We start from the raw sequence: 22,547 nt of genomic DNA, 5'->3' as shown, positions 1-22,547 counted from the left end.
ATTTGTTCGGCGCCTTTTTTGTCTTCGATGCGCAGTTCGTTGTAGCCACCGCCGCCCGGGGAGCTGAGGGTTTTGAAGACGCTGCGGGTTTTGTTCGCCGGGAGGGCGTACGGCACCGGGTTTTCCTTGTGGTACAGGCAGCCGGTGACCAGTGGCTGGTCGGGGTCGCCTTCGAGGAAGGTGACGAGGACTTCCATGCCGATGCGCGGGATGGAGATGGCGCCATAGCGGTCGCCGGCCCAGGAGCTGGAGACGCGCAGCCAGCAGCTGGTCTTGTCGTCGGCCAGGCCTTCGCGGTCCCAGTGGAATTGCACCTTGATGCGGCCGTATTGGTCGCAGTGGATTTCTTCGCCTTTGGGGCCGGTGACCATGGCGGTCTGGCTGCCGAGCACGCGGGGTTTCGGGTGCTCCAGCGCGGGGCGGTAGAACACGTCCCACGGGGTGGCGAGGAAGGTGTTGCGATAGCCCTGGTGGAAGTCGTCCTTGTTGTCGGTGGTGTCGCTGGTCACCGACTCTTCGAGGACTTGCGGCTGTTTGCCTTCGTGGAAGATTTCGGTGAGCAGCCACAGGTCGTTCCACTCGCTGCGCGGGTGGTCCGACATTTCCATGAAGTGGCCGCTGACGAGTCTGGTCTGGTCGCCGCGACCTTCGGCCTGGCGGTAGTCGGCACGGTGGCGTTCGAGGGCGCGCTGGCTGAGGAACTTGCCGCGCGCGCGGTCGATGAAGCGGCCGGGGTAGTCGTAGTCTTCCAGATCCGGTTCAGCGTTTTTGCTATCGAGAGCGCCGTCCGGTTTGTACGCCGCCTCCATTTGCAGGCGCGGTTTCTCGAAATCGTAGTCGCGGCGGGTGGTGCGGCTGGTGCGGGTTTCCAGGCGCAGCTTGAAGCCTTTGATCACCGGCTCTTCGGCGACCATGCCGCTGCCCTGCACGTACGCGGTCGGTTGGCCGAGGTTCGGGAATACGGTCTGGTCATCGCCGAACACCAGCAGGTGGCCTTTCTTGCTGTGCTGGAAGTGGTAGTGAATGCCTTCTTCTTCGCACAGGCGCTGGACGAAGTGCAGGTCGGTTTCGTCGTACTGCACGCAGTAGTCGCGATCCGGGCACGGCTGGCTGAGCTGGAAGCTGTAGGCGTTGCCCTTGATGCCGTGCTCGTCGAGGATCAGCGCGATGATTTTCGGCGCCGACATCTGCTGGTAGATGCGCTGGTTGGTGCGGTGATGCAGGTATTGCAGCTGCGGCACCAGCGAAACCTTGTAGCGGGTCAGGCGCTTGCCGGCATCGCCCTGGGCCACGCGGTAGATCTGGCCGTGGATGCCCGAGCCCTGCGGATCGAGGGCGAGGAATGCCTGTTTGTGCAGGAGTTTTTCCAGGTCCAGATCCGGGTTTTCGCTGACCAGTTCGATGTCGAAACGAAACGGCTGGCTGATGCCTTCGGTGCCGGTGAACGACAGGACTTGCAGGTCGCCTACGTAATCTTCAACAGTCAGGCTGAAGTGCGTTTCGTTAGCTGGGTTGAACATAAAGTGCTCCCTGTTCGAATGTCATCCGTTACGCCCTCAGCCGCAAACGCTGCAGCCAGGACGAAGTGGCGCCCAAGGCGTCACGCAATTGTTCGGCAGAAATGTTGCGCTCTGCCGCGTCAAAGGCCAGCGCGGTGCGCAGCGCGGGCCAGCAGTGTGTCGGCAGATTTGCCGGGGCTTGCAGTTCGCGATCCAGGTGTTCGTCACGGGCCTGGGTCGAGGGCAAGCGGCGGAACGGGTGTTTGCCGCCCGCCAGTTCATAGATCACGCAGGCCACGCCGTACACGTCCGCGCTGGCCGACAGCGGTTGGCCCTCAAGCAGTTCGGGGGCGGCGTAGCCCGGAGTCCAGGCGTTGAAGCGCTCGCGGCTCAGGTGCGGCAGGCCGGGCAGGATGCCCTCCTCGGCCTGCCCGAGACCGAAGTCAAACAGGCGCACGCCGTCTTCGCTGAGCATGACGTTGCTCGGTTTCATGTCACCGTGCAGCACCCCGCGACGGTGGGCGTAGGCCAGCGCGTCGAGCAGCGGCAGCGCGATGTCGCGCAGTTCTTTCCACGGCAGGCCCAGCGGCCGCTCGCAGAGCAGTTTGTCCAGGGTCAGGCCACGCATGAGTTCCATGGTGATGAAGGCCCGCTGGCAATCGGTGTCGACTTCGAACGTGTGCGGTCGCAGCACGTTGTCGTGGCGCAGGCGTCGGGTCAGGGCGAACTCGCTGTAAAGCAAGGCACTGGCGTCCGGCGACTCGGCAAATTCTTCGCTGAGGATTTTCAGCGCAATGTAAGGATCGGGATCGCCGAACTGTTCGTGCAGCAGATCCCGGGCCCGGTAAACCGCTCCCATGCCGCCGGCCCCGAGCAGGCGCTCGAGGTGGTAGCGGCCTGCCAGAACATCCGGCAGTGCGCCGACGCTGGCCTTGGTTGGCGCCAGCGCGGGTTCGGCGTTGTGCTGCTTTGCAAAAGCGAAATAGGTCAGGTTGTTGGCCTGCTCCTCGCTCATCAGCAAGTCATCGACTGAGGATTCGATTTCAGTCATTGGCGGATCACCACGGCCGTCAGATTGTCGCGGGCGGCGCCACGCAGGGCGCCGTCGAACAGACGTTCCAGCGCCACATGCGGCGCCGCCAGGCTGAGGGCGTTGCCGAGGGCATCGCTGCTCAGGCCTTGATACAAACCATCGCTGCACAGCAGGAACACATCACCGGGATAGACCTCGAGTTCCAGCACATCCAGGGTCAACTGTTCCGCCGCGCCGACCGCCCGGGTCAACGCCTGGGCTGCCGGGTGCGCCGCCGCCTGTTCGACACTCATCTGCTGCTCATCGATCAGTTGCTGTTGCAGCGAGTGATCCTTCGACAGCTGATACAACCGCTGCCCGCGCCACATGTAGCAACGGCTGTCGCCGGCCCAGATGCAGGCCGCGCGATTGCCTTCCACCAGCAGCGCCACGACGGTGCTGCCCATGATGCTGTCGTGACGCCCGGCGGTGACGGTCAACTCCTGCCCCAGGCGCCGGTTCAGCCAGTGCAGGCACTGGCGGATGGCTTTGAGACGTTCGTCGAAGTCTTCGTGCTGCGGCAGTTCAGCCAGGCTGGCGACGATCAACTGGCTGGCGATGTCGCCACCCTGATGACCGCCCATGCCGTCCGCGACCACCCACAGCCCATGCTGCGGGGTGTCGAGGAAGGCATCTTCGTTGCGCGACCGCACCTTGCCCGGGTCGGTTCGCGCCGCGCTGCGCCAGGGACTGGCCACCAGCATCAGAGCTGCACCGGCATACGGAAGGTACGCAGCACGCCCATGTCGAACGGGTTCGGCGTGCGCTGGCTGGTCAGCAGGTAGTTGGCGCGCAGGCCACCCACGTCGGCTTTGAGCACCAGCACGTCGCGACCGGTCAGGTACTCGGTCTGCATCAGGTCGAACAGACGGAACAGCGACCACGGGCCGGAGTTTTTCTCGATGCCGATCGGGCGTCCGGCCATCTTGTCCATGACCAGGCTGGTGCGACCGTCTTCAGCATCGGTCGGCCACTTGAAGCTCATGGGCAGGATCGGACCGTGGCGGTATTCCATGGTCTTGTCGCCGAACTTGAACTCGGAACGGCTGACCGCCGGATCGAGGGTGTACGGCTCCAGCTTGAACTGCACGGTCGGCTCGGCCGGGTTGATCGAGAAGAAGCTCTGGCGAATGTTCAGGGCCGCCGCCATCTGGTCGAGGAAGACCTTCGACACCGGCAGGCTGCGGCCGTCGACGCTGCGCATCCGGTAGTTGCCCGGATCACCGCTGACGAACGGACGCATGTAGCTGTCGAAGAAGCGGTCGATGGTGCCTTGAGCCCGGAAAAACTCGCGGAAATCGCTGATCGCCACATCGCTGGTGCTTGAGGCGCTGAACGGGTAACGCTTGTTGATGGTCTTGCCATACACGCTGTACAGCTCGTTCTGATAACGGCCGTTCAGGTACTGGTAGGCATCGTTAAGCACCAGGCGCCACGAGTCTTCGGCCAGCACGTTGAACCACACGCTCAGCGGACGCGGCAGACGACCGGACGCATTGCGCAGGTTGGTCAGCGCATCACGCTGGCCGCTCATGCGGGTCTTGGCCAGCTCGAACGCGGCCTGCTCCGGCGTGCTGGAACGGGCGAGGCCCGCCAGTTGCAGTTGCAGGTCGTTGAGCGCGGTGAAGGCCGGGGTCAGGTCAGCGGCCGGGCCGTTATTGTCGTCGAGCAACTTGTGCAGCGGCTCGAAGCGACGTTGCAGGGACTTCTTGGCCGTGTCCGGCAGGTTCTTCGCCACGTTCATGGCCGCAGCCTTGTCCGTCAACGCCGAAGCGAGTTTGCCGACCTTGCCCAGTTTGCCCTTCTGCCCCGCCAGCGCATCGGCAGCGTCACCGGCTTCATCCACCGGTTCAGGAGCTGCCGGAAAGCGGGTGTTCTCACGCACTTCGGTCAGCAGCGCCAGCACCGGCGAGTTGGCCGAGGTCAGGCCCGCCAGTTGCTCTGCGCCTTCACCGGCATCGCTGATCGGCGGCAGCGCCACCTGGCCAACGGCTTCGCTCCAGTAGTTGGCGTAGTCGCGGAAGTACAGTTGCTCCAGCTCGACCATCAGGCGACGCAAGTCCATGTCGCTGATGCCCGCGCCTTCGCCCAGCACCCAGTTGTCGCGCAGGATGTCGGTCACCAGCGATGCGCCTTGGACCGAGAAATACTGCTGATAGCCTGTCTGGGTGTAGAAGCCCGGAATCACGTATTCAGTGCCAATGAACAGCGAGCCCTGCGGCCCGAGGTGCTGGCTGAAACGGTAATCCGGCAGGTTGCGCGCCTGCTCGCGGAGCATGCGGTAAACCACGGTCGCCAGCGACTCGCTGCGCAGGATCTGACGCGCCTGGGCCACCAGTTGCTCGTTGAGCGGATAGATAAACGGCTGCTGCAACAGACGCTCGAGGTGCGTGTTCAGACCGTTCTGCACCGCGGTGTTGCCGGTGTAGCGCTGCGACCAGTCCGCCGCGATCCAGTCCTTGAGCCATGCCGCGTCACGACGATCCTTCATGTTCAACATCAGGTACGCGCGCAGGCTGTTGATCAGCTTTTCGCGGTCCTTCATGTTGGCGCGGATCTGGCCTTCAAGCATCGTTGCAACGCGCGGCAGCAGTTGCTTTTCGAGCTCGTGCTCGTAAGCCTCCTTGACCACCGGATTGACGTCCTGGCCCTGATACAGCCCCATCCGTTCGTGGTACGCCGCGTCGCCTTTTTTCGGGAACACCTGGGTGGCAGCGTAGCTGGTGTCGAGGGTTTTCAGTGCGCCCATGGCGTCATCGCGCGGCGACAGTGCCGTGCGTTGCTGAGTCCAGTTCTGCGCCAGATTGCGCAGGTTTTCCAGACGCTCGTAGTTGGCCGAGAAACCACCGGCCCAGAGCATGCCGAACAGGACCAGCGCACCCAGTGCGCCGACGTACAACGCACGCTGGCCCCAGTGGATGCGGCTGCGCTCGCGCTTGTCCAGACCGGCCAGATCGGCCTCGGGGAAAATCACCCGGCTGAGCAAGTGGTGGATGAAGCGCGAACGACCGCTGCGCAATGTCGGCAGCACGCCGGCGCTCATGCCCAGACTCGCGCCGATGCCGGCGGTGGTCGAATCCATTTCCTGAGTCAGGTGCGGTGCGCTGGTCAGGTAGAAACCACGCAGTTGCGTCGCACGCTGGTAGCGGTTGCCGGTGAACGCCATGTCGACCAGCAGGCACAGACGCTCGCCGATCTGGCCCATCTGGTGCGGGAAGTCGAGGATGCGGCCACGGCGCTGGGTGTCGCGCTCGGAGTGCATGCGCATGATCACCTGGCTGTTGAGGCGACGCAGCAGCTCTTCGAACTCGTTGCGCAGCACCGTCACGTCCGTGCCGACCTGATCCTTGCGGAAACTGGTGCCCAGCACCTGATCGCTTTCTTCGCGAGTCAGTTGGTCGAAGAACTCGTCAAAGCCCAGCAGCTTGTCGGCCTTGCTCAGCACCAAATACACCGGCACATCGACGTGCAGCTTCTGATAGACGTCTTGCAGACGCGCACGCACTTGGCGGGCCAGGGTTTCGATGTCCTGTTCGCTGCCACCGGTCAGGGTTTCCACCGGAATGGTCACCAGCACGCCGTTCAGCGGACGACCGCGACGACGCTTGCGCAACAGCTCCAGCAAGGTGGTCCAGGCGCTGCCGTCGACTTCCGCATCCGGCTGGGTCAGATAGCGGCCGGCGGTGTCGATCAGTACACCGTGATCGGCGAAGTACCAGTCGCAATGACGAGTGCCGTGGGTATCACGGGTCAGCTTGCGGTCGATCTTGTTGATCGGGAATTCCAGCCCGGAGAAGTCCAGCAGGCTGGTCTTGCCGCTGGCCTGCGGGCCGATCAGCAAGTACCACGGCAAGTCATTGCGCCAGCGCTCGCTGCGGCCGCGGTACAGGCTCGAAGTCTTCAGGGTTTTCAGGGCGTCCTTGAAACGCTCCTTCAACTCTTTCTGCTCTTCGTCGATCAACTCTTCGCGGCGGATACGGTCCTGGCCGTCTTCGGTTTCTTCGACGGCTTTCTTGCGGATACCGGCGCGCCAGCTGACGAAGACCATGGTCAGGCCCCAGATCAGGAACAGCACGCTGATGGTCAGCAGACGCGACGTCGCGCTTTCCCAGAACTTGTAGTCATCCACTGCCAACAGCGGGCCGACGAACCACACCAGCAGCGCCACGAACAGCACCAGCAGCAAGGTCCAGACCCAGGTCTGGCGCAGGAAGGCGCCGACTTTCTTGAAAAACTTTTTCATCACACGTCCCTGTTTACGGCTGCGACTGCGGCGAGGCCGCGGCCGGATCAAGCGGCTGATAAGGTTGCAGAACGGTGTCGCGCTGCTCGCCCAAGACCCAGGCGAAGCCCGAATACATCATCACCAGACAGACGAAGGTGAACAGCACCACCATCCACGCCGGCACGATGCGTACCAGGTTGCGGCGCTGATCGTTGAGGCCTTCCCACTGCGGCGACAATTCACGCGGCACGTCGCCACGCAACTGACGGATCTGCCGGTACAGGGCGTCACGGATGCCTTCGAGTTCCAGCATGCCGCGCGCCTGCACGCGGTACTTGCCCTCGAAACCGAGGGACAGGCACAGGTACATCAGTTCCAGCATCGGCAGGTGCTTGACCGGGTTTTTCGACAGCCGATCGAGCAGCTGGAAGAACTTCTCGCCACCGAAGGTTTCGTTGTGGAAGCTGCTGAGCAGGCTCATCTGCGACCACTCGCTTTCGTTGCCCCACGGCGTGGTCACGACGGCTTCGTCGACCACGGTGCAGAGCACGTAACGAGCGGCCATCACCTGGCTGCTTTCGGCGCCGTTGTGCAGGGCCCGCACTTCGAACAGCTTGAGCCCGGCGGTCAGGCGCTCGTTGAGCGCGTAGAGGTCTTCGCGGGTTTCACTGTGCTTGAGACGCACCACTTCCGACAGCAGTTCGGAGGACGCCGCCACCAGCGAATTAAGGCTGATGTTGAAGGCTTCCGCCGGGCGCAGGCGCGCGGCGTAGATCATCCGTTCTTCCAGTTGTTCGAAGCGCGGTGGCGCGGCGAAGTCGGTCAGCGGACTCGCCGCCGGGCCATGGCCCTGACGGTCGAGCAGGACGGTTTTGTCGTCCTGGTTGTGTTCCATGTCCTTGATCATGTCGGTCAGTTCCTGATGGCCCAGAATTTCAGTTCAAGCTCGGCGAATTCGCCGGACACGTGGAACGCGAAGCCGCCGGAGCGCTCGAGTTGTGCCAGGTCTTCGGAACTGAGTTCGAGGATGAAATAGGTTTTGTTGGAGTGGAACGCGATCTGCCGCGGGGCCACCGGCAACGGTTTGACCTTGATCCCCGGCAGGTGCAGGTTGACCAGTTGGCGGATGCGCTCCACCGGGCCGACCTTGAGGTGCGCAGGCAAGCGATTGCGCAGCTCTTCGGAGTCGCAGTTGGCACTGGCTGCCAGCACGAACGACGCCGAGCCCAGCAGTTTGTGGTCGTGCAGCGGCGACACGATGATCCCGTACTGACGCGCTTGCAGGATCAGTTCGATGGCGTGCTGTTCCAGCACCATCGACAGTACCTGACGGATCGACTCCATCAGTTTGCGGAAGCTCGCACCCTGGTCAGCGTGGGAGTAACGGCTGTCCAGACGCGGGCGTTTGCTGTCGCTGGAGAAGGTCGCCAGATCGCCGAGCATGGTCAGCAGCGTGCGGTACAACTCTTCCGGGTGAACCTGCTCCAGGCCGAGGTAGTGGCGCAGCAGCAGTTCGGTGCGGTTGATCAGTTGCAGCATCATGAAGTCGCCGATTTCCGCGCCGCCGACCTTGCCGTTCGAGCGAATGCGCTCGGCAATGGTGTCGCCCCGGTGACCGAGCATGCTGATCACTTCCTTCAGGCACGACAGCAGGTAGCTGGAGGCGTGGGCCTGAATGTAGGTCGGCACGAAATCCGGATCGAGGCTGATCACGCCGTCCGGCGTGGTGTCGAGCACGTCGCAGATCTTCAGCTTCACGTAGGCCTGGTCGCTCTGCTGCTCGCCGAGCAACAGCTTGAAATCCGGACGGCCGCAGCTGACCTGGCTGGCGGAATCATCGCCGGCGTTGGAGTCGGCGACTTCGGCGTCATACGCGGTGTACCGCGCAAGAACGTCGGACTGCTCCGGGCGACGGGCCTCGATGTGGTTACCGGTGACCAATGGCAGCGCCAGGTAGATCGGCGTGTTGCCGGTGTTCGGCGGCACGTCCAGGGCCAGCGGTTCGGTGTTGCCGCCGAGTTCGAACAGGCTGCCGTCCGGCAGGATCCCCGAGGCTTCACTGATTACCAGTTTGCCCATGTTGAGGAACTGCAGGTCGATCTCCAGATTCAGGAACCCCCAGGTGTAGCCGCCCAGCAACCGGGTGCGGGTCTTCATCTGGTGATCGTAGTAGCGGTCGTTGTGCTGGAAGTGCTGCGGACGCAGCAGCATGCCTTCCTGCCAGATGACTTTATGGGTATTCATGATCAGTCATCCGCCTTGGCGAGCACTTCGTTGGTCTTGCGGATACCGGCCTGATCCAGGGTCAGATCGGCTTCGGTGACTTCCAGCGGCGTGATCGGGAACGTGTGGCGCCATTTGGTTTCCGGCAGGTCGCGGTATGCGGCGAGGATGCCGATGAAGCGGCTGCCCTCCTCCACGCTGAGTTTCAGTTCCACGGTTTCACCCGGGCGCAGTTCGAGTTCTTCGCTGGCCACCAGATCCGGGTTGAGGGATTCCTTGGCGCGCTCGTAGAGGCTGAAGAAATCGGCATTCTCGAAGGTCACCGGGTGCTTGAGTTCGAACAGGCGCACCACGATCGGCGACGGGCGACCGTTGAGGTCCGGGTTCAGCTGATCGCTGCCGGTCAGCTTCAGGTTGATCTTGGTCACTTTCGAATACGGCGACAGCGACGAACAACCGGCGAGCAGCACCAACAGGGTGAGCGCGGTCAGCGTCTTGAAAAAAGCGGTCGAGCGGCGAGACATGCGCATCATCCTTGGTGGTCGGTGTGGAGGGTGGAGATCAGGCGGATCTGTTCTTCGTAGGCCTGGGCGAAATCGCGGGCCAGCAGGCGCTCGCTCCAGTCGTCGTCCTGACGCAGCGCATGGTGGTAACGGTTGAACGCTCTCCAGCGCCCGCCAGCGGTGGCGAGCAACGGCTTGTTGTCGCGCTCGAAACGCAGGGTCAACTGCTCCGGCGAGAAGTGCTCCAGAGTGCCGCGCACCGCCGCGCGGCTGGCGGTCAGCAGCGCCACCTGATGCGCCTGCAAATCGCGGAACGCCCGGGAGATCGCCTGCTCGGCCGGCAAATGGCCCGGCTTGTGCGGTTGCAACAGGATGTCCAGCGCTTCGCTCGGATCGACGGCGAATTTCAGCGGATTCTTGTTGGTGCCTTGCACGGTGGTCTGGGCCAGACGCAGCTCGTTCTTCAGCTCCGAACGGGTGCGCAGGCTCTGTTGCAGACCGCCGATGCTCTGGCGCAGCAGACGTGCGGCATTGACCGCCAGTGCTTCGCGCTCATCATGGCTCAGGCCTTTCAGATCGACACCGAGGGCCGCGCCGAATTTATCCCAGAAGGTTTCGCTCTGACGCTCGACCGCTTTCGGTGCCGGCGCAGGCTCAGGCTTGGGCTCGACGATCAGCTCCGGCACCATCAGGCTTTCCATGTCGATGCGCGCGTAGTCGGCGCGCTGACGGGAGTCTTCAGGATCGGTCACCGGCGCGAGCATTTCCTCGAATTCCGAGTACACGCGCTCTTGCTGCTCCAGCGACTTCAACGGGTCGAGGTCGAGGAACGCGTCGTCCGGAATGATGGTGCCGGCGGCACGTGGCAGGCCGACTTCACCGTCGAACGTCGCCGGGTCGCGCACCAGGCGCGCGCGAATCTCGAAGTCGCCCAGCACGTAGGTGCTGCCGTGCTCGATGCGCACCGGTTCGCCCTTGTGCAGGCGTGCGCCGCTGTCGCCGTCCTGAACACCGTTGCTGCTGGTGTCGGTCAGGAAAAACGTGCCCTCGCGATAGCTGACAATCGCGTGGTGATTGGACAAGTGACGCTTGCGGTCCGGGATGATCCAGTCGCAGTCCTCGCCCCGCCCGATCACGCCGCCGGCCTGTTTGAAGGTCCGCTGGCACAGCTCGGTGGGCACGAACTGCTTGGTGTTCAGCATTTCGAAAACCAATTCCATGTTTGATGCTCCTTGCGGTCACTTGCCGCGATTGACCGCCTGCGGATCACCCAACGGGCGGTAATCGTTATCGTTGAATTTGTAATTGCCGCTGCAGCCGCCGAGGCCGCATAGAACGACGAGGGTCAGCAGGACAGCGTGCCAGTGACGAACAGACATCAGAGGGTCTCCAGGTGTAGACAAAGCACAAAGCGCCGACCCTCACGGGCGGCGCTGAAATAGGTTTTCGAGGTGAATCCGACGGACTTTTGCCTACCCATCGAAATCTCCCAGATTGATGTTCAAGCGACCGAGCCGGTACAGCAGCGTGCGTCGCGGCAAGCCCAGTTCCCGGGCGGCGAGCGTCTGGTTGCCGTCGTTCTTGCGCAGGCAATCGAGCAGCAGATTGCGTTCGACCGCTTCCAGTCGTTCGCGCAAATTGAGGCCGCAGTGGTCTTCCGACGCCGGCGCCGATTCCAGGCGCAGCGAGAAATGCTCGGCCAGCAACTCGCCGCCCTCGCACAACAACACTGCGCGTTCGACCAGGCCTTTGAGTTCGCGCACGTTGCCGGGGAAGGTGTAACCGGACAGGTGCTCCAGCGCCGCTTCCGACCAGCGCACCGGATCGCGTTGCAGGAAGCTGCAGGCCTTGTCGGCGAAGTGTTTGGCCAGGTCGAGGATGTCGCCTTCGCGCTGACGCAGGGCCGGCAACTCGATCGGGAATTGCGCGAGACGGTAGTACAGGTCTTCGCGGAATTTGCCTTCGCTGACCAGCACCGACAGATCGCGGTGCGTCGCGGCGATGATGCGCACGTCGATCTTGTGGGTGTCGTTGGAACCCAGCGGGCGGATCTCGCCTTCCTGCAACACGCGCAACAACTTGGCTTGCAGCGACAGCGGCATGTCGCCGATTTCATCGAGCAACAGAGTGCCGCCGTTGGCCGCGTCGAACAGCCCGGCGCGGTCGCGATCGGCCCCGGTGAACGCGCCTTTGCGATAGCCGAACAGCTCGCTTTCCAGCAAGTTTTCCGGGAACGCCGCGCAGTTCTGCACGATGAACGCCTGGGACCGGCGCGGGCCGCAATCGTGGATCGCACGTGCGACCACTTCCTTGCCGGTGCCGGTCTCGCCACGCAACAGCACGGTGTACGGGCTGTGCAGGACTTTGCTGATCAGCGAGTAGGTCTGACGCATCGCCGCGCTCTTGCCGATCAGGCCGTAGCCGCTGGCACTCGGCAGACTGCGCACGACCGGCGCGGCCGCATCCACTGGCTGGCGCAGGCGTTGCAGCAAGTGCAACTGACCAAGCACGAACGAGCCGAGCTGGCCGAGAGAATCGGCGAAGCCTTGCAGGTTGATATGGCGACGGCTGGCGCACAGCAACAGGCCTTCGACAGCCTTCTGCTGATTGACCAGCGGCACGCACAACAGCGACTGCCACGGCGTGGACGACGCCGGCAGGAAACTGGTTTCGTGCAGGCTGCCGCCCAGGTCGTCGAAGCTCACCACGCGGTTCTGGCACAGGGCGAACTGCAACAGTTGCTCGCCGTTGTAGTCCGCCGGCAGGCTCGCCGCGCTGCGCGGTTGCAGCACGCCGTCGAGGCATTCGGCGTTCATCCCCAGCGACGTGTGCGTGGCGTCCAGCAAGTACAGCTGCGTCAGTTCGCAACCGCTCAGCCCGGCCAGACCGCGCACGAAGTCACCCAGCAGCGCAGCACCGTCCGCCGCGCGCGACAGGCTGGCGAACTGCGCCAGCAAGGCTTCGGCATAGAGCAGTGGCTGCGGCACTTGAGTGAACATCACACTCACCTCAGGCGAACTCGCAGGTCACGCTGGCTTCACCGTCGAGCGTCGCATGCACGCGCTTGAGGCTCTCACCGGTGGCCATGGCGTCGAGCAAGCGGTCGGCCACCAGCGGCAGTACGTGCTGGTCGAGCAAATGGTCGATCAGGCGCGCACCGCTTTCGCTTTGGGTGCAGCGCTCGGACAGGTGATCGACGAGGTTCTGGCACCAGGTGAAATCCAGCTGGCGACGGTTCAGACGCTCGCCCAGACGACCGAGCTTGATCTCGATCAGCTCGCGCAGCACCGGGCCGCCGACCGGGTAGTACGGCACCACTTTCATCCGCGCCAGCAGCGCTGGCTTGAAGTGTTTGCTGAGCACCGGGCGAATGGTTTCTTCCAGCACTTCGGCGGTCGGACGCGCACCGTCTTCGCAGAGGTCGCTGATCTTGTCGCTGCCCAGGTTCGAGGTCATCAGGATCAACGTATTGCGGAAGTCGATCTCGCGCCCTTCGCCGTCGTTGGCCACGCCTTTGTCGAAGATTTGGTAGAACAGATTGAGCACGTCCGGATCGGCCTTCTCGACTTCATCGAGCAGCACCACCGAGTACGGCTTCTGGCGCACGGCTTCGGTGAGCATGCCGCCCTCGCCGTAACCGACGTAGCCTGGCGGTGCACCGATCAGGCGGGAAACGGTGTGTTTCTCCTGGAACTCGGACATGTTGATGGTGGTGATGAAACGATCGCCGCCGTACAGCAGGTCGGCAAGTGCCAGGGCGGTTTCGGTCTTGCCGACACCGCTCGGGCCGACCAGCAGGAACACGCCGACCGGTGCGTCAGGCTTGTTCAGGCCGGCAGCGGTGGCGCGCATCGAGCGATCCAGTGCGTGCACGGCTTGTTCCTGACCACGGATGCGGGTGCGCAGGTCGGTGGCGAAGCTCGCGACCTTGGCGTTGTGTTCGCGGGCCAGTTGCGCCAGCGGCACGCCGGTCCAAGCGCTGATCACTTCGGCCACCAGACGCGGGCAGACTTCGAAGCTGACCAGACGCTCCTTGACCTGAGCGGCGGTCAGGGCACTGTGGGTTTCGTTGAGTTGCGCTTCCAGCGCTTCGACGCTTTGGCCTTCTTCAACTTCAGCGACCACGGTTTCGATCACCGTGCCTTCGGCGTCTTCCTCAACGCTGACGGTTGGCTCGATGGCGGCAGCTTCACGAGCCTTGGCCAGTTGCTGACGCAGTTCCAGAAGGCGCTCGGCCAGTTGCTTCTGCTCGGTCCACAGGGTTTCCAGTGCGACCATCTCAGCTTCGGCTTCGTCCAGACGCGCTTCCAGTGCCTCCAGCGCTTCGTGGTCGATCAGCAGACCGGCTTCGGCATCGCGGCGCAGGGCCTGACGCTGACGGCCACCTTCAGCCAGTTCGCCACGCAGGCGCTCCAGGCTTTCCGGGGCGGCAGCGAGGCTGATGCGAACACGGGCGCAGGCGGTGTCGAGCACGTCGACAGCCTTGTCCGGCAGTTGGCGTCCGGCGAGGTAACGGGCGGACAGTTCCGCTGCAGAAACCACCGCGTCATCGCGCAGGTATATGCCGTGGCTCTTCTCGTAGACCTGCGCCAGGCCACGCAGGATGGTGACGGCTTCGCTCACGGTCGGTTCGTGCAGCTGAACCGGTTGGAAACGACGGGCCAGTGCCGGGTCTTTCTCGAAGTATTTCTTGTACTCGGCCCAGGTGGTCGCGGCGATGGTGCGCAGTTCGCCCCGAGCCAGTGCCGGTTTCAGCAGGTTGGCCGCGTCGGAACCGCCGGCGTTGCCGCCCGCGCCGATCAGGGTGTGGGCTTCGTCGATGAAAAGGATGATCGGCTTCGGCGAGGCTTTGACCTCGTCGATCACGCCTTTCAGACGACGCTCGAATTCACCTTTGACGCTGGCACCGGCCTGCAACAGGCCCATGTCCAGCGACAGCAGCTCGACGCCCTTGAGCACTTGCGGCACTTCACCGGCAGCGATGCGCGAGGCCAGGCCTTCGACGATGGCGGTTTTACCGACACCGGCTTCACCGACCACGATCGGGTTGTTCTTGCGACGACGGGCGAGGATGTCGACCATCTGGCGGATCGCGCCATCGCGGCACAGCACCGGGTCGAGTTTGCCGTCGCGGGCCTGTTGGGTCAGGTTGTGGGTGAAGCGCTCGAGCAGCGATTCGCCCTGGGCGGCCGGTTTGCCGTTGGCCGCTGCCTGAGGCTGTTGCGACAGAGCAAATTCCTTCAGGCGATCAATGTTCAGTTTGGCCAGCAACGGCTGGTAGCGGCTGCCGGCGTAGCGCATCGGGTTGCGCAGCAGCGCGAGGATCAGCGCCGCGTCTTCGACCGAGGTCTGGCCCAGTTCAAGGTTGGCCACCAGCAGCGCGTCCTGCAGCCACTGCACCAGTTCCGGGGCGAACACCGGGTTGCGCGAAGCGCTGTGCTCGACCCGCGATTGCAGGGCGGCGCTCAGCTCGCCGGCATCAACATCGGCATCCTGCAGCGCGCGGGAGAGCAGACCGTTCGGGCGCTCCAGCAGGCCGAGCAGCAAGTCTTCGACCAGAATCTTGCTGCCGCCACGGGCCACGCAGCGCTCGGCCGAACGCTCCAGATCGCGACGGGTTTCGGCGTCCAGCGCCTGGATGAGTTGTTGCAGGTCTACGTTGATCATGGCTCACGTCCTTAATGAATTTTGCTGCCCAGGGTCACCACGCCGTCTGCTTTCTCGCAGCCCAGCCAACTGGTCCACCCCAGGCGACAGTCGTTCTTCTCGCCAATGCGCAGTTCGCGGATTTCTTCCGGACGCAGCACCAGGCGAATGTCGTAATCGAGCGGGTCACGCAAGGTGAACCGCACCAGCGCGCAGAGCGGCTGGTAACCGAAACCGATGGGCAGGAATTCGTGGAAGCGTTCCCAGTCGAGTTCGGTGATGTGAATGCGGAATTTGCCGCTGCGATCGCGCACGCGTTCGCCCAGCACCAGGTCTTCACCCAGCACGCTGTTGGCGAAGCCGAGGCGGTTGCGCTGTTCTTCGAGGATTTCCACGCGGCGCTCGATGCATTGCTCGATGACCAGGTCTTCGTGCTTGAAGTAGTAACGCAGCACCGCTTCGATCAACGCCGCCGAGTGCGCCCGCAAGCTGAGCAGGCCGAGGTACGGCAACAGGCGTTTCCAGTTCAGTTCCTTGGCCTTGCGGATCTCGTCGCCGCCGAGGCCGATCAGGGCGAACAGCTGCGACGAGAACGGGTCGACCGCACCGCTCTGGAAGCTCGCGCGATAGCGGTACTTGCGCCAGATCGGCAGCATCAGCCGTTGCAGGCGATGGTGGAACAAGTCGAGGAAATTGCGCGTCGGGTTGCCGTCTTCGCTGTCGCCCAAAGCTTGCTCGCCGTAGAACGCCGGCAGCGGCGAGCCGGAACCGACCAGGCCGATCAGGTTGAACCGCAGGCGCGCGCGCATCTGCCCGTGCTCTTCGAAAAACTCCACGCGATCGACGTCGCTGCGCGGAAATCCGAGGCTCGGGTTGGCCTGGAATTCCAGCTGGTCGTACAAATCGTCTTCGCTCAGGTACGGGTGCGCATCGCGCAGCCGGTCGATCACCAGCAGCACGGCCTGAAACAGCGAGTACTCGCGTATTACCTTCGTCAGCCCGCTTAAAGCAGGGGCTGCAGGCCCATACGTGGTGTCCATTGGTACACCTCTCCCTGTGTGCTTTTTACCCGCAGCTCGTGGAATGAATTGAGACTGGCGTAAAGCGCGAAAAACTCGTTGAGAACCGAGGCGAAGACGAACAGATCGCCTTCGCCGATATACCCTTCCGGGTCGATGGTCAGTTCGGTGCGCAAACCGCGTACCGGCAGACCACGGTGCAAGCGGTCCACGTGGTGATGCTTGATGTGCTTGAGGCCGCCCAGCAGCCGTTTGCTGACCTTCTCCGCGTGCTGGTCGTAGTAGCGCGGCAGGTCGTAGGTTTCGAGAATCACCTTCAGTGCATTGACGTCGGCCAGCGACAGATAGTTAAGCGACATGTTGCTGATCAGCTTCCACAGGAAGTCACGGTTCAGCGGCGGCGCAAAACTCGAAGTGGCCGGGGTGATGTTGCGGAAACTCAGGAACTCCGGGGTCTCTTCGCAGGCCATGCAGATCTGCCCGAGCTTGAGTTTGCGCGGCAGGTTCTGGTTGGTGCAGACCAGCTCGATCGACAGGGTTTCATGGGCTTCGGTGTGGCGGATGCCGAAGCTCAGGTAGGTGTCGAGGCCGTCGTGCAGCAGCGACGAGCGCTGGCGGATGCTGTAATGCGGACGGCTGTTGGGCACGTCGAAACTCGGATCGTGCTCGAAGGATTCGAACGGCACGTACTCCTGATAACCGAGGCCGCCGGGTTTCCAGCCGGTCACGGTCTCCACCGAGAACACGCCGCAGTTTTCCAGATCGTATTCGGCCGGCAGCAGCAGGTATTCGTCCTGTTTGCCGTCGAGGCGGATCGGCAGTGCGTCGTGCTTGAACAGGTTGACGATCGGCGTGCAGAACAGCTTCACGTTATCCAGGGTCGGACGCATGCGCATGATGCCGCTCTTGCGGATGTCGAAGCGCAATTCCAGGCCACGCATCTGCTTGAGGGTGTCTTCCGGCAGCGCCTTGAGGATGTCCAGACCGTGGACATCGACGAACAGGAACTTGTCCTGGAAGGCGAAGTATTCCTGCAGGTAGCGATACCCGCGGAAGGTGTTCAGCGGATACGGGATCAACGCTTCTTCTTCGGCGAAGCCCACTGGCTTGACCCGGTCACCCGGGATCTTGAACGCCATCGGCTTGCCGCTCACGCCATCGATGGGCTTGCCGGCGCCGTCGAGCGGGATCAGTTCGATGCCATCGAGGTTGCGCAGCAGGCTCAGGTAGAGCATCTGGCTGATGTAGCGCTCGCCGGCAAAGTGCAGGCGCAGCTTGCTCAGTTCCAGCTCGCCGAGGTGGCCGTCGGCACTCATCTCCAGGCGCAGGCTGAGCAGCGAACCGTCGCCCTTCACCGAGTAGTTGAGCGCGGCCAGATCCAGCGCCATGACTTCGGTCGGGTAGCAGGTGCGGAAGCGGCAACGCACGTCTTCGATCGGCACGCTCTCGATCGGCGTGTCACGCTCGACCTTCAGCGCCGGCCCGGAACGCTTGAGCGGGTCGAACTGCAGAATGCTGAACGCCGGCAGCGGGCGCATGTAGTTCGGCCACAACAACTGCATCAGGGAATGGCTGAGCTCCGGCAACTCGTCATCGAGCTTCTGACGCAGCCGCCCGGTCAGAAACGCAAAGCCTTCCAGCAACCGCTCCACATCCGGATCCCGCCCGGCCTGCCCCAGGAACGGCGCCAACGCCGGACTACGCTCGGCGAAACGGCGACCCAGCTGGCGCAGTGCGGTGAGTTCGCTTTGGTAGTAGTGGTTAAAGGACACGGGTTACCTGCCTGGTAGTGGAACTCATGGAATAACTGTCCTGTGGATTACGCTCGATACCTGACCTGATCATTGGATGGCACTCTCAGGCTGGTTCGGCTGGATGCGTCCAGCGATGTTTCTTGATACCCAGCGCAACTCGATGACTTGAGAAGCGAGGATTGCCAGCAAGGTGACGCAACCTTGAGCGACGCCATAAAACAAGGCTCTCAATGGGTTGTCGGGGAGCATCCAAAGCAGGATGAAGCCCACCATAAGGCTCAGAATCACCAGTTTGGCAACGAGGCTTGGAATCAGCGCAGCAATAAAATTGACACCGAGAAAAATGTAAAACATCGCGTAGCTGGCAATACCGATGGCGACCCCACGCGTGGTGAACCCGCCGTTCAGATGCTTGTAGGCATGTACTACTGCATTATTCAAAAACACGTAGGCCACACATCCGAAGGCATGGACAAACAGGCACATGGCGATACGGGAGTAGTTGCTCATGCTGGTCTCAGATTTCCGTACCACGATCCAAGGCCATGGATAGCTACAACAGCAGCCAAAACCGAGAGCGTTAGTGCGCGGTGAAGGCGTGAATTTCGAGCCGCCCGATGTGAGGCAGTCAGGAGCAATACAAAGCTCAACAAGGCCAGGCAGCCAAACAGATCACTGTCAGCAACACTGGCCAGATACCCCTGCAAACTCATTGCGTGCATGAATAACGCTCTCCAACTTTCTCAGGTAGCGAGGCCGCCTTTAAATCAGGCATCAACGACACTCTGAAACTATCCAACTTTCCCAGCCTTCAGAGCCTGGATAAACAATCATCTCTCCGCGAAACTCGGGTGCAATGCCGGGACTCCCCTCATCCCGCCAGAGATACCATTCTGATGTTTTTAGTAGATCGTTATTTTTTGTATAAACGCGATAAAAATACGGGCTGCTAAAGTACTTAAACGCACGACCAGCCACTACACCCAAAAAATTGTAATTCGGTGAATACGTTGCGATATAGCAGCTTCCTGAGTCATTCCAGTCAATGAAAAGAGGCTCCGCGGCCTTTGAGCTAAGCACCTTCAAGCCCAAAAGAACCAAAACTGGCACAAGCACGCACAACGAAAAAAATAAAAAGCTCTTTCTAAGGGATGCTTTCATGGCATTGCCTTAGCTGATCGTTGCGAAAACTCTGCAAAATCTGCAGAGGTAAAACGATGATGAATGGATACAGGAATTTTCTTGACCGTAGAGTACACAAACAAATCACCACCCTTGCCAAGCTTGCTGCGGTAATTATCGTAACTATCGTTGGTCACTTTGAAGTAAACCTTCCCCTCAGATTCATATGTTTCTGGCGAAGTTAAATATGCAAAAATGCTCGGCCTGACAACGCCGTCGTGATTCCAATACCCAAGCAGTTGGTCGCTGCCATCTTCATTCAGAAACTCATATGTATCACGTACATAACAACCAATTTCTTCAATCGTTAATGTAGCAGCCATTTTTTTCGTCTTGGGTGTAGTGCTGAATTTTGTGACTGCAAATTTAATAACAAATCCACCCAATGTGCCGTACACATCATCCAATGGGTTATTCTTCTTTTCCGAAGTGGTAATCCCGATAGATCGAAAATTATATTGCGTAGCAGACTCCAGCATTCTTGCACTCAGGGCACTGTAGTCATGAGCACCCCTAGCAAGGTCCTGGTTAGCCTCATCAAGAACTCCAAGCGTTCTCATGCAAGTCATAAATTGCAAAAGCCCCGGTGCTAATTGCGTCAGTCCCTTTTGACGGCCAATAAGCTCATTGTATTGACTGGGGCTTGCGGCCTTCGCAATAAGCTCTTTGATGGTTTCACCTGTGTGGGGCGAGGAGGAGGTAAGCCATTCAAAATCCAAATCATCAAACAGTTTTTCTTGGGTGATCTTGTCAACGGCAAGACGTCCCCGCTTCTCACTTGAGGACATCACGAAAGGCGCACCGTCGAACCAACGCTGCATGATTCGAGCGCTTTCCTTCCAGCCCATTTTTCTCATCACACCTGGAATATCTGTGATCTGGAAATGATCGACGGCCGCTTCCGCTGGCTTCTTGTCAGAGGAAGGGGTGAGTTGAGCTGTTACAGGAGTGGGTGCCGGCATGTGATAGTCCCTTAAGCAATCACGAGCGAAGTCTGTTCTTCGACGATAAGCGTGACACTTTCAGCGAGGTGGGAAGCAATAGGCCTCGTTCGACCTTGTGCATCAGTAACGCCCCTGACCTCTTTACCGGAGGCTGTACGCAAGGTGTACGGCCGGTCAGCAACCGGTGCGCCGGTTCTAGGATTACGAACCACAAAGTGCTGACTAAACGGCCACTGAATCTCCACCGGCAACGGCGGCACAAACGGCGCCGGCGAATGCGAATTGCCGATAATCACCGTCCCGGATCCAGCCGTGACTTTATTGCCATGAGATCCAACCGAACCGACCGTGGCGGCCGGTTTGCCGTTGATCAGAACCGTCGTCGCCAGATCGCCGACCATCGCACCACCACACGCGGAGGCATCGCCTTCGCGGGCGGCCGGGAGGCCGTCGAAGAACACGTCGCCGGAACCGGCGGCAATCGGGTTGGTGCCGTGGCCGGGGAGCGGGCAAGCGGTGGGGTCGGATACGCGTGCTGCAGGTTTGCCAGACATCGGGGTTCTCCTTAGTTGACCTTCACTTGACCGCTGCCATCCAGGCGCGCGGCGAAACTGACCTGACGCTTGAAACCCTCGACTTCCAGCAGGCCTTCGATGCTGAAGGCCAGGCGAAGCTGATCGTGGTCACGCGGCAGGGAAATGACACGCACGTTGCTCAGGCGCGGTTCGTAGGCTTCGATGAAGCTTTCGATGGCCAGGCGGGCCTGACTCAGGGAGTCGTGCAGGCTCAGGCGCATGTCATTGAGATCGGGCAACCCGTAGTCGGACAGCGTTTGCACGCTGCCGGCCCGGGTGCTGAGCATTTTGGCCAGATGGGCAGCCACCGACGCCATGGCCGAAGCCTCGAGGCTCTTGCCCTTGCGCTGTTCCGCGTCGCCGTTGAGGCGCTCGAAAAGGCTGCCGTATCCGTCCATGAGTCGCTCTTACTCTTTGTCCAGCTTGCCAACCAGCGACAGGGTGAAATCGGCACCCATGTACTTGAAGTGCGGACGCACGTTCAGGCTGACGCGGTACCAGCCCGGCTCGCCTTCAACGTCGCTGACGATCACTTGCGCAGCGCGCAGCGGACGACGGCCACGCACTTCGGCGCTCGGGTTTTCCTGGTCGGCCACGTACTGGCGGATCCACTTGTTCAGCTCCAGCTCGAGGTCGGTACGCTCTTTCCACGAACCGAGTTGCTCGCGCTGCAGCACTTTCAGGTAGTGAGCCAGGCGGTTGACGATCATCATGTACGGCAGTTGGGTGCCGAGCTTGTAGTTCAGCTCTGCAGCCTTGCCTTCTGCGCTGATGCCGAAGAACTTCGGCTTCTGCACCGAGCTTGCGGAGAAGAACGCCGCGTTGTCGGAGCCTTTGCGCATGGTCAGGGAGATGAAGCCTTCCTCGGCCAGTTCGTATTCACGACGGTCGGAAACCAGAACCTCGGTAGGAATCTTGGTTTCGATTTCGCCCATGCTTTCGAAGTGGTGCAGAGGCAGGTCTTCAACCGCGCCGCCGCTCTGTGGGCCGATGATGTTCGGGCACCAGCGGAACTTGGCGAAGCTGTCGGTCAGCTTGGTGCCGAACGCGTAAGCGGTGTTGCCCCACAGGTAGTGCTCGTGGCTGTTGGCAACGTTTTCCTTGTACACGAACGACTTGACCGGGTTTTCTTCCGGGTCGTACGGGTTACGCAGCAGGAAACGCGGAACGGTCAGGCCGACATAGCGGGAGTCTTCGGAGGTACGGAAGCTCTGCCATTTGGCGAATTGCGGGCCTTCGAAGTGATCTTTCAGATCCTTCAGGTCCGGCAGACCGGTGAAGCTTTCCAGACCGAAGAATTTCGGGCCGGCGGCGGCGATGAACGGTGCGTGGGACATGCAGGCTACGCTGGACACGTACTGCATCAGCTTCACGTCCGGCGAGCTTGGGGACATGTAGTAGTTGGCGATGATCGCGCCAACCGGCTGACCACCGAACTGGCCGTATTCAGCGGTGTAGATGTGCTTGTACAGGCCCGACTGCATGACTTCCGGCGAGTCTTCGAAATCGTCCAGCAGGTCTTCTTTGGAGACGTTGAGGATTTCGATCTTGATGTTTTCGCGGAAGTTGGTGCGGTCGACCAGCAGTTGCAGGCCACGCCACGACGATTCCAGGGCCTGGAAGTCCGGGTGGTGCAGGATTTCGTCCATCTGACGGCTGAGCTTGGCATCGATCTCGGCGATCATGCGGTCAACCATGGCTTTCTTGACCGGCTCACCGTTGTTCTGCGGCTTGAGCAGCTCTTCGATGAACGCCGACACACCGCGCTTGGCGATGTCGTAGGCTTCGTCGTCCGGCGTCAGGCGGGTTTCGGCGATGATGCTGTCGAGAATGCTGTACTCGCCGTTTTCTGCGGCGTTCTGTTGTGCTGCGCTAGTGCTCATTGTGTTGGCTTCCTTGGCTGCT

19 protein-coding genes are annotated in these 22,547 nt (G+C 61.5%); all 19 read right to left on the bottom strand.

Features of this window, described 5'->3' with window-relative positions:
- A partial coding sequence (locus GQX66_RS22400) for a type VI secretion system tip protein VgrG (RefSeq protein WP_240871506.1) occupies positions 1 to 1,520 on the bottom strand: 1,520 nt, incomplete at its 3' end.
- Positions 1,521 to 1,548: 28 nt separating this feature from the next.
- Complete coding sequence (locus GQX66_RS22395) at positions 1,549 to 2,550, bottom strand: serine/threonine-protein kinase (protein ID WP_039765160.1); 1,002 nt, start codon at positions 2,548 to 2,550, stop codon at positions 1,549 to 1,551.
- Complete coding sequence (locus GQX66_RS22390; RefSeq protein WP_039765158.1) at positions 2,547 to 3,275, bottom strand: PP2C family serine/threonine-protein phosphatase; 729 nt, start codon at positions 3,273 to 3,275, stop codon at positions 2,547 to 2,549. Before GQX66_RS22390 ends, GQX66_RS22395 begins: the two co-directional genes overlap by 4 nt.
- Positions 3,275 to 6,814, bottom strand: coding sequence for a type VI secretion system membrane subunit TssM (tssM, locus tag GQX66_RS22385; protein ID WP_240871498.1), 3,540 nt, complete (start codon positions 6,812 to 6,814; stop codon positions 3,275 to 3,277). Before tssM ends, GQX66_RS22390 begins: the two co-directional genes overlap by 1 nt.
- Before the next feature lie 13 nt (positions 6,815 to 6,827).
- A complete protein-coding gene (gene icmH / locus GQX66_RS22380; protein ID WP_064600459.1) occupies positions 6,828 to 7,703 on the bottom strand; it encodes a type IVB secretion system protein IcmH/DotU in 876 nt (291 codons plus the stop codon).
- A gap of 5 nt (positions 7,704 to 7,708) precedes the next feature.
- Positions 7,709 to 9,040: a type VI secretion system baseplate subunit TssK gene (gene tssK, locus GQX66_RS22375; RefSeq protein ID WP_039765155.1), complete on the bottom strand. Its 1,332-nt coding sequence runs from the start codon at positions 9,038 to 9,040 to the stop codon at positions 7,709 to 7,711.
- Between the two features lie 2 nt (positions 9,041 to 9,042).
- Positions 9,043 to 9,543, bottom strand: coding sequence for a type VI secretion system lipoprotein TssJ (gene tssJ, locus GQX66_RS22370; RefSeq protein ID WP_011336587.1), 501 nt, complete (start codon positions 9,541 to 9,543; stop codon positions 9,043 to 9,045).
- A gap of 5 nt (positions 9,544 to 9,548) precedes the next feature.
- On the bottom strand, positions 9,549 to 10,742 hold the full coding sequence (gene tagH / locus GQX66_RS22365; RefSeq protein WP_240871496.1) for a type VI secretion system-associated FHA domain protein TagH: 1,194 nt from the start codon (positions 10,740 to 10,742) through the stop codon (positions 9,549 to 9,551).
- Between the two features lie 18 nt (positions 10,743 to 10,760).
- Positions 10,761 to 10,901 (bottom strand): hypothetical protein, encoded by a 141-nt coding sequence (locus tag GQX66_RS22360; protein ID WP_003229566.1) that lies wholly within the window; start codon positions 10,899 to 10,901, stop codon positions 10,761 to 10,763.
- Between the two features lie 93 nt (positions 10,902 to 10,994).
- Entirely contained in the window at positions 10,995 to 12,521 is a 1,527-nt protein-coding gene (locus GQX66_RS22355; RefSeq protein ID WP_129972430.1) for a sigma 54-interacting transcriptional regulator, read from the bottom strand.
- A gap of 10 nt (positions 12,522 to 12,531) precedes the next feature.
- Positions 12,532 to 15,189: a type VI secretion system ATPase TssH gene (gene tssH / locus GQX66_RS22350; protein WP_240871494.1), complete on the bottom strand. Its 2,658-nt coding sequence runs from the start codon at positions 15,187 to 15,189 to the stop codon at positions 12,532 to 12,534.
- 11 nt (positions 15,190 to 15,200) lie between these two features.
- The gene (gene tssG, locus GQX66_RS22345) at positions 15,201 to 16,208 is read right to left on the bottom strand and encodes a type VI secretion system baseplate subunit TssG (RefSeq protein WP_039765146.1); all 1,008 of its coding nucleotides are present in this window, start codon (positions 16,206 to 16,208) and stop codon (positions 15,201 to 15,203) included.
- On the bottom strand, positions 16,172 to 17,959 hold the full coding sequence (gene tssF / locus GQX66_RS22340) for a type VI secretion system baseplate subunit TssF (protein WP_011336593.1): 1,788 nt from the start codon (positions 17,957 to 17,959) through the stop codon (positions 16,172 to 16,174). Before tssF ends, tssG begins: the two co-directional genes overlap by 37 nt.
- 69 nt (positions 17,960 to 18,028) lie before the next feature.
- Complete coding sequence (locus tag GQX66_RS22335; RefSeq protein WP_102718399.1) at positions 18,029 to 18,451, bottom strand: hypothetical protein; 423 nt, start codon at positions 18,449 to 18,451, stop codon at positions 18,029 to 18,031.
- 264 nt (positions 18,452 to 18,715) lie between these two features.
- On the bottom strand, positions 18,716 to 19,102 hold the full coding sequence (locus GQX66_RS22330; protein WP_240871492.1) for a hypothetical protein: 387 nt from the start codon (positions 19,100 to 19,102) through the stop codon (positions 18,716 to 18,718).
- Entirely contained in the window at positions 19,099 to 20,085 is a 987-nt protein-coding gene (locus GQX66_RS22325) for a DUF6402 family protein (protein WP_240871488.1), read from the bottom strand. Before GQX66_RS22325 ends, GQX66_RS22330 begins: the two co-directional genes overlap by 4 nt.
- A gap of 11 nt (positions 20,086 to 20,096) precedes the next feature.
- The gene (locus GQX66_RS22320) at positions 20,097 to 20,621 is read right to left on the bottom strand and encodes a PAAR domain-containing protein (protein ID WP_102718398.1); all 525 of its coding nucleotides are present in this window, start codon (positions 20,619 to 20,621) and stop codon (positions 20,097 to 20,099) included.
- A gap of 11 nt (positions 20,622 to 20,632) precedes the next feature.
- Entirely contained in the window at positions 20,633 to 21,040 is a 408-nt protein-coding gene (tssE, locus tag GQX66_RS22315; RefSeq protein ID WP_064379801.1) for a type VI secretion system baseplate subunit TssE, read from the bottom strand.
- Positions 21,041 to 21,049: 9 nt separating this feature from the next.
- Complete coding sequence (gene tssC / locus GQX66_RS22310; protein ID WP_011336600.1) at positions 21,050 to 22,525, bottom strand: type VI secretion system contractile sheath large subunit; 1,476 nt, start codon at positions 22,523 to 22,525, stop codon at positions 21,050 to 21,052.
- Positions 22,526 to 22,547: the final 22 nt, after the last annotated feature.

It is taken from the genome of Pseudomonas sp. B707 (assembly GCF_022496685.1).
Taxonomy (GTDB): Bacteria; Pseudomonadota; Gammaproteobacteria; order Pseudomonadales; family Pseudomonadaceae; genus Aquipseudomonas; species Aquipseudomonas paraglycinae.
The sequence above is the reverse complement of the archived record's forward strand: the minus strand, read 5'-3'. Positions and strand labels throughout refer to the sequence as shown.

Excerpts from the sequence above, each read along its gene's own strand:
- GQX66_RS22395 (WP_039765160.1), bottom strand. The coding sequence starts at position 2,550 with ATGACTGAAATCGAATCCTCAGTCGATGACTTGCTGATGAGCGAGGAG.
- GQX66_RS22390 (WP_039765158.1), bottom strand. The coding sequence starts at position 3,275 with ATGCTGGTGGCCAGTCCCTGGCGCAGCGCGGCGCGAACCGACCCGGGC.
- tssM (WP_240871498.1), bottom strand. The coding sequence starts at position 6,814 with ATGAAAAAGTTTTTCAAGAAAGTCGGCGCCTTCCTGCGCCAGACCTGG.
- icmH (WP_064600459.1), bottom strand. The coding sequence starts at position 7,703 with ATGATCAAGGACATGGAACACAACCAGGACGACAAAACCGTCCTGCTC.
- tssK (WP_039765155.1), bottom strand. The coding sequence starts at position 9,040 with ATGAATACCCATAAAGTCATCTGGCAGGAAGGCATGCTGCTGCGTCCG.
- tssJ (WP_011336587.1), bottom strand. The coding sequence starts at position 9,543 with ATGTCTCGCCGCTCGACCGCTTTTTTCAAGACGCTGACCGCGCTCACC.
- tagH (WP_240871496.1), bottom strand. The coding sequence starts at position 10,742 with ATGGAATTGGTTTTCGAAATGCTGAACACCAAGCAGTTCGTGCCCACC.
- GQX66_RS22360 (WP_003229566.1), bottom strand. The coding sequence starts at position 10,901 with ATGTCTGTTCGTCACTGGCACGCTGTCCTGCTGACCCTCGTCGTTCTA.
- GQX66_RS22355 (WP_129972430.1), bottom strand. The coding sequence starts at position 12,521 with ATGTTCACTCAAGTGCCGCAGCCACTGCTCTATGCCGAAGCCTTGCTG.
- tssH (WP_240871494.1), bottom strand. The coding sequence starts at position 15,189 with ATGATCAACGTAGACCTGCAACAACTCATCCAGGCGCTGGACGCCGAA.
- tssG (WP_039765146.1), bottom strand. The coding sequence starts at position 16,208 with ATGGACACCACGTATGGGCCTGCAGCCCCTGCTTTAAGCGGGCTGACG.
- GQX66_RS22335 (WP_102718399.1), bottom strand. The coding sequence starts at position 18,451 with ATGAGCAACTACTCCCGTATCGCCATGTGCCTGTTTGTCCATGCCTTC.
- GQX66_RS22330 (WP_240871492.1), bottom strand. The coding sequence starts at position 19,102 with ATGAAAGCATCCCTTAGAAAGAGCTTTTTATTTTTTTCGTTGTGCGTG.
- GQX66_RS22325 (WP_240871488.1), bottom strand. The coding sequence starts at position 20,085 with ATGCCGGCACCCACTCCTGTAACAGCTCAACTCACCCCTTCCTCTGAC.
- GQX66_RS22320 (WP_102718398.1), bottom strand. The coding sequence starts at position 20,621 with ATGTCTGGCAAACCTGCAGCACGCGTATCCGACCCCACCGCTTGCCCG.
- tssE (WP_064379801.1), bottom strand. The coding sequence starts at position 21,040 with ATGGACGGATACGGCAGCCTTTTCGAGCGCCTCAACGGCGACGCGGAA.
- tssC (WP_011336600.1), bottom strand. The coding sequence starts at position 22,525 with ATGAGCACTAGCGCAGCACAACAGAACGCCGCAGAAAACGGCGAGTAC.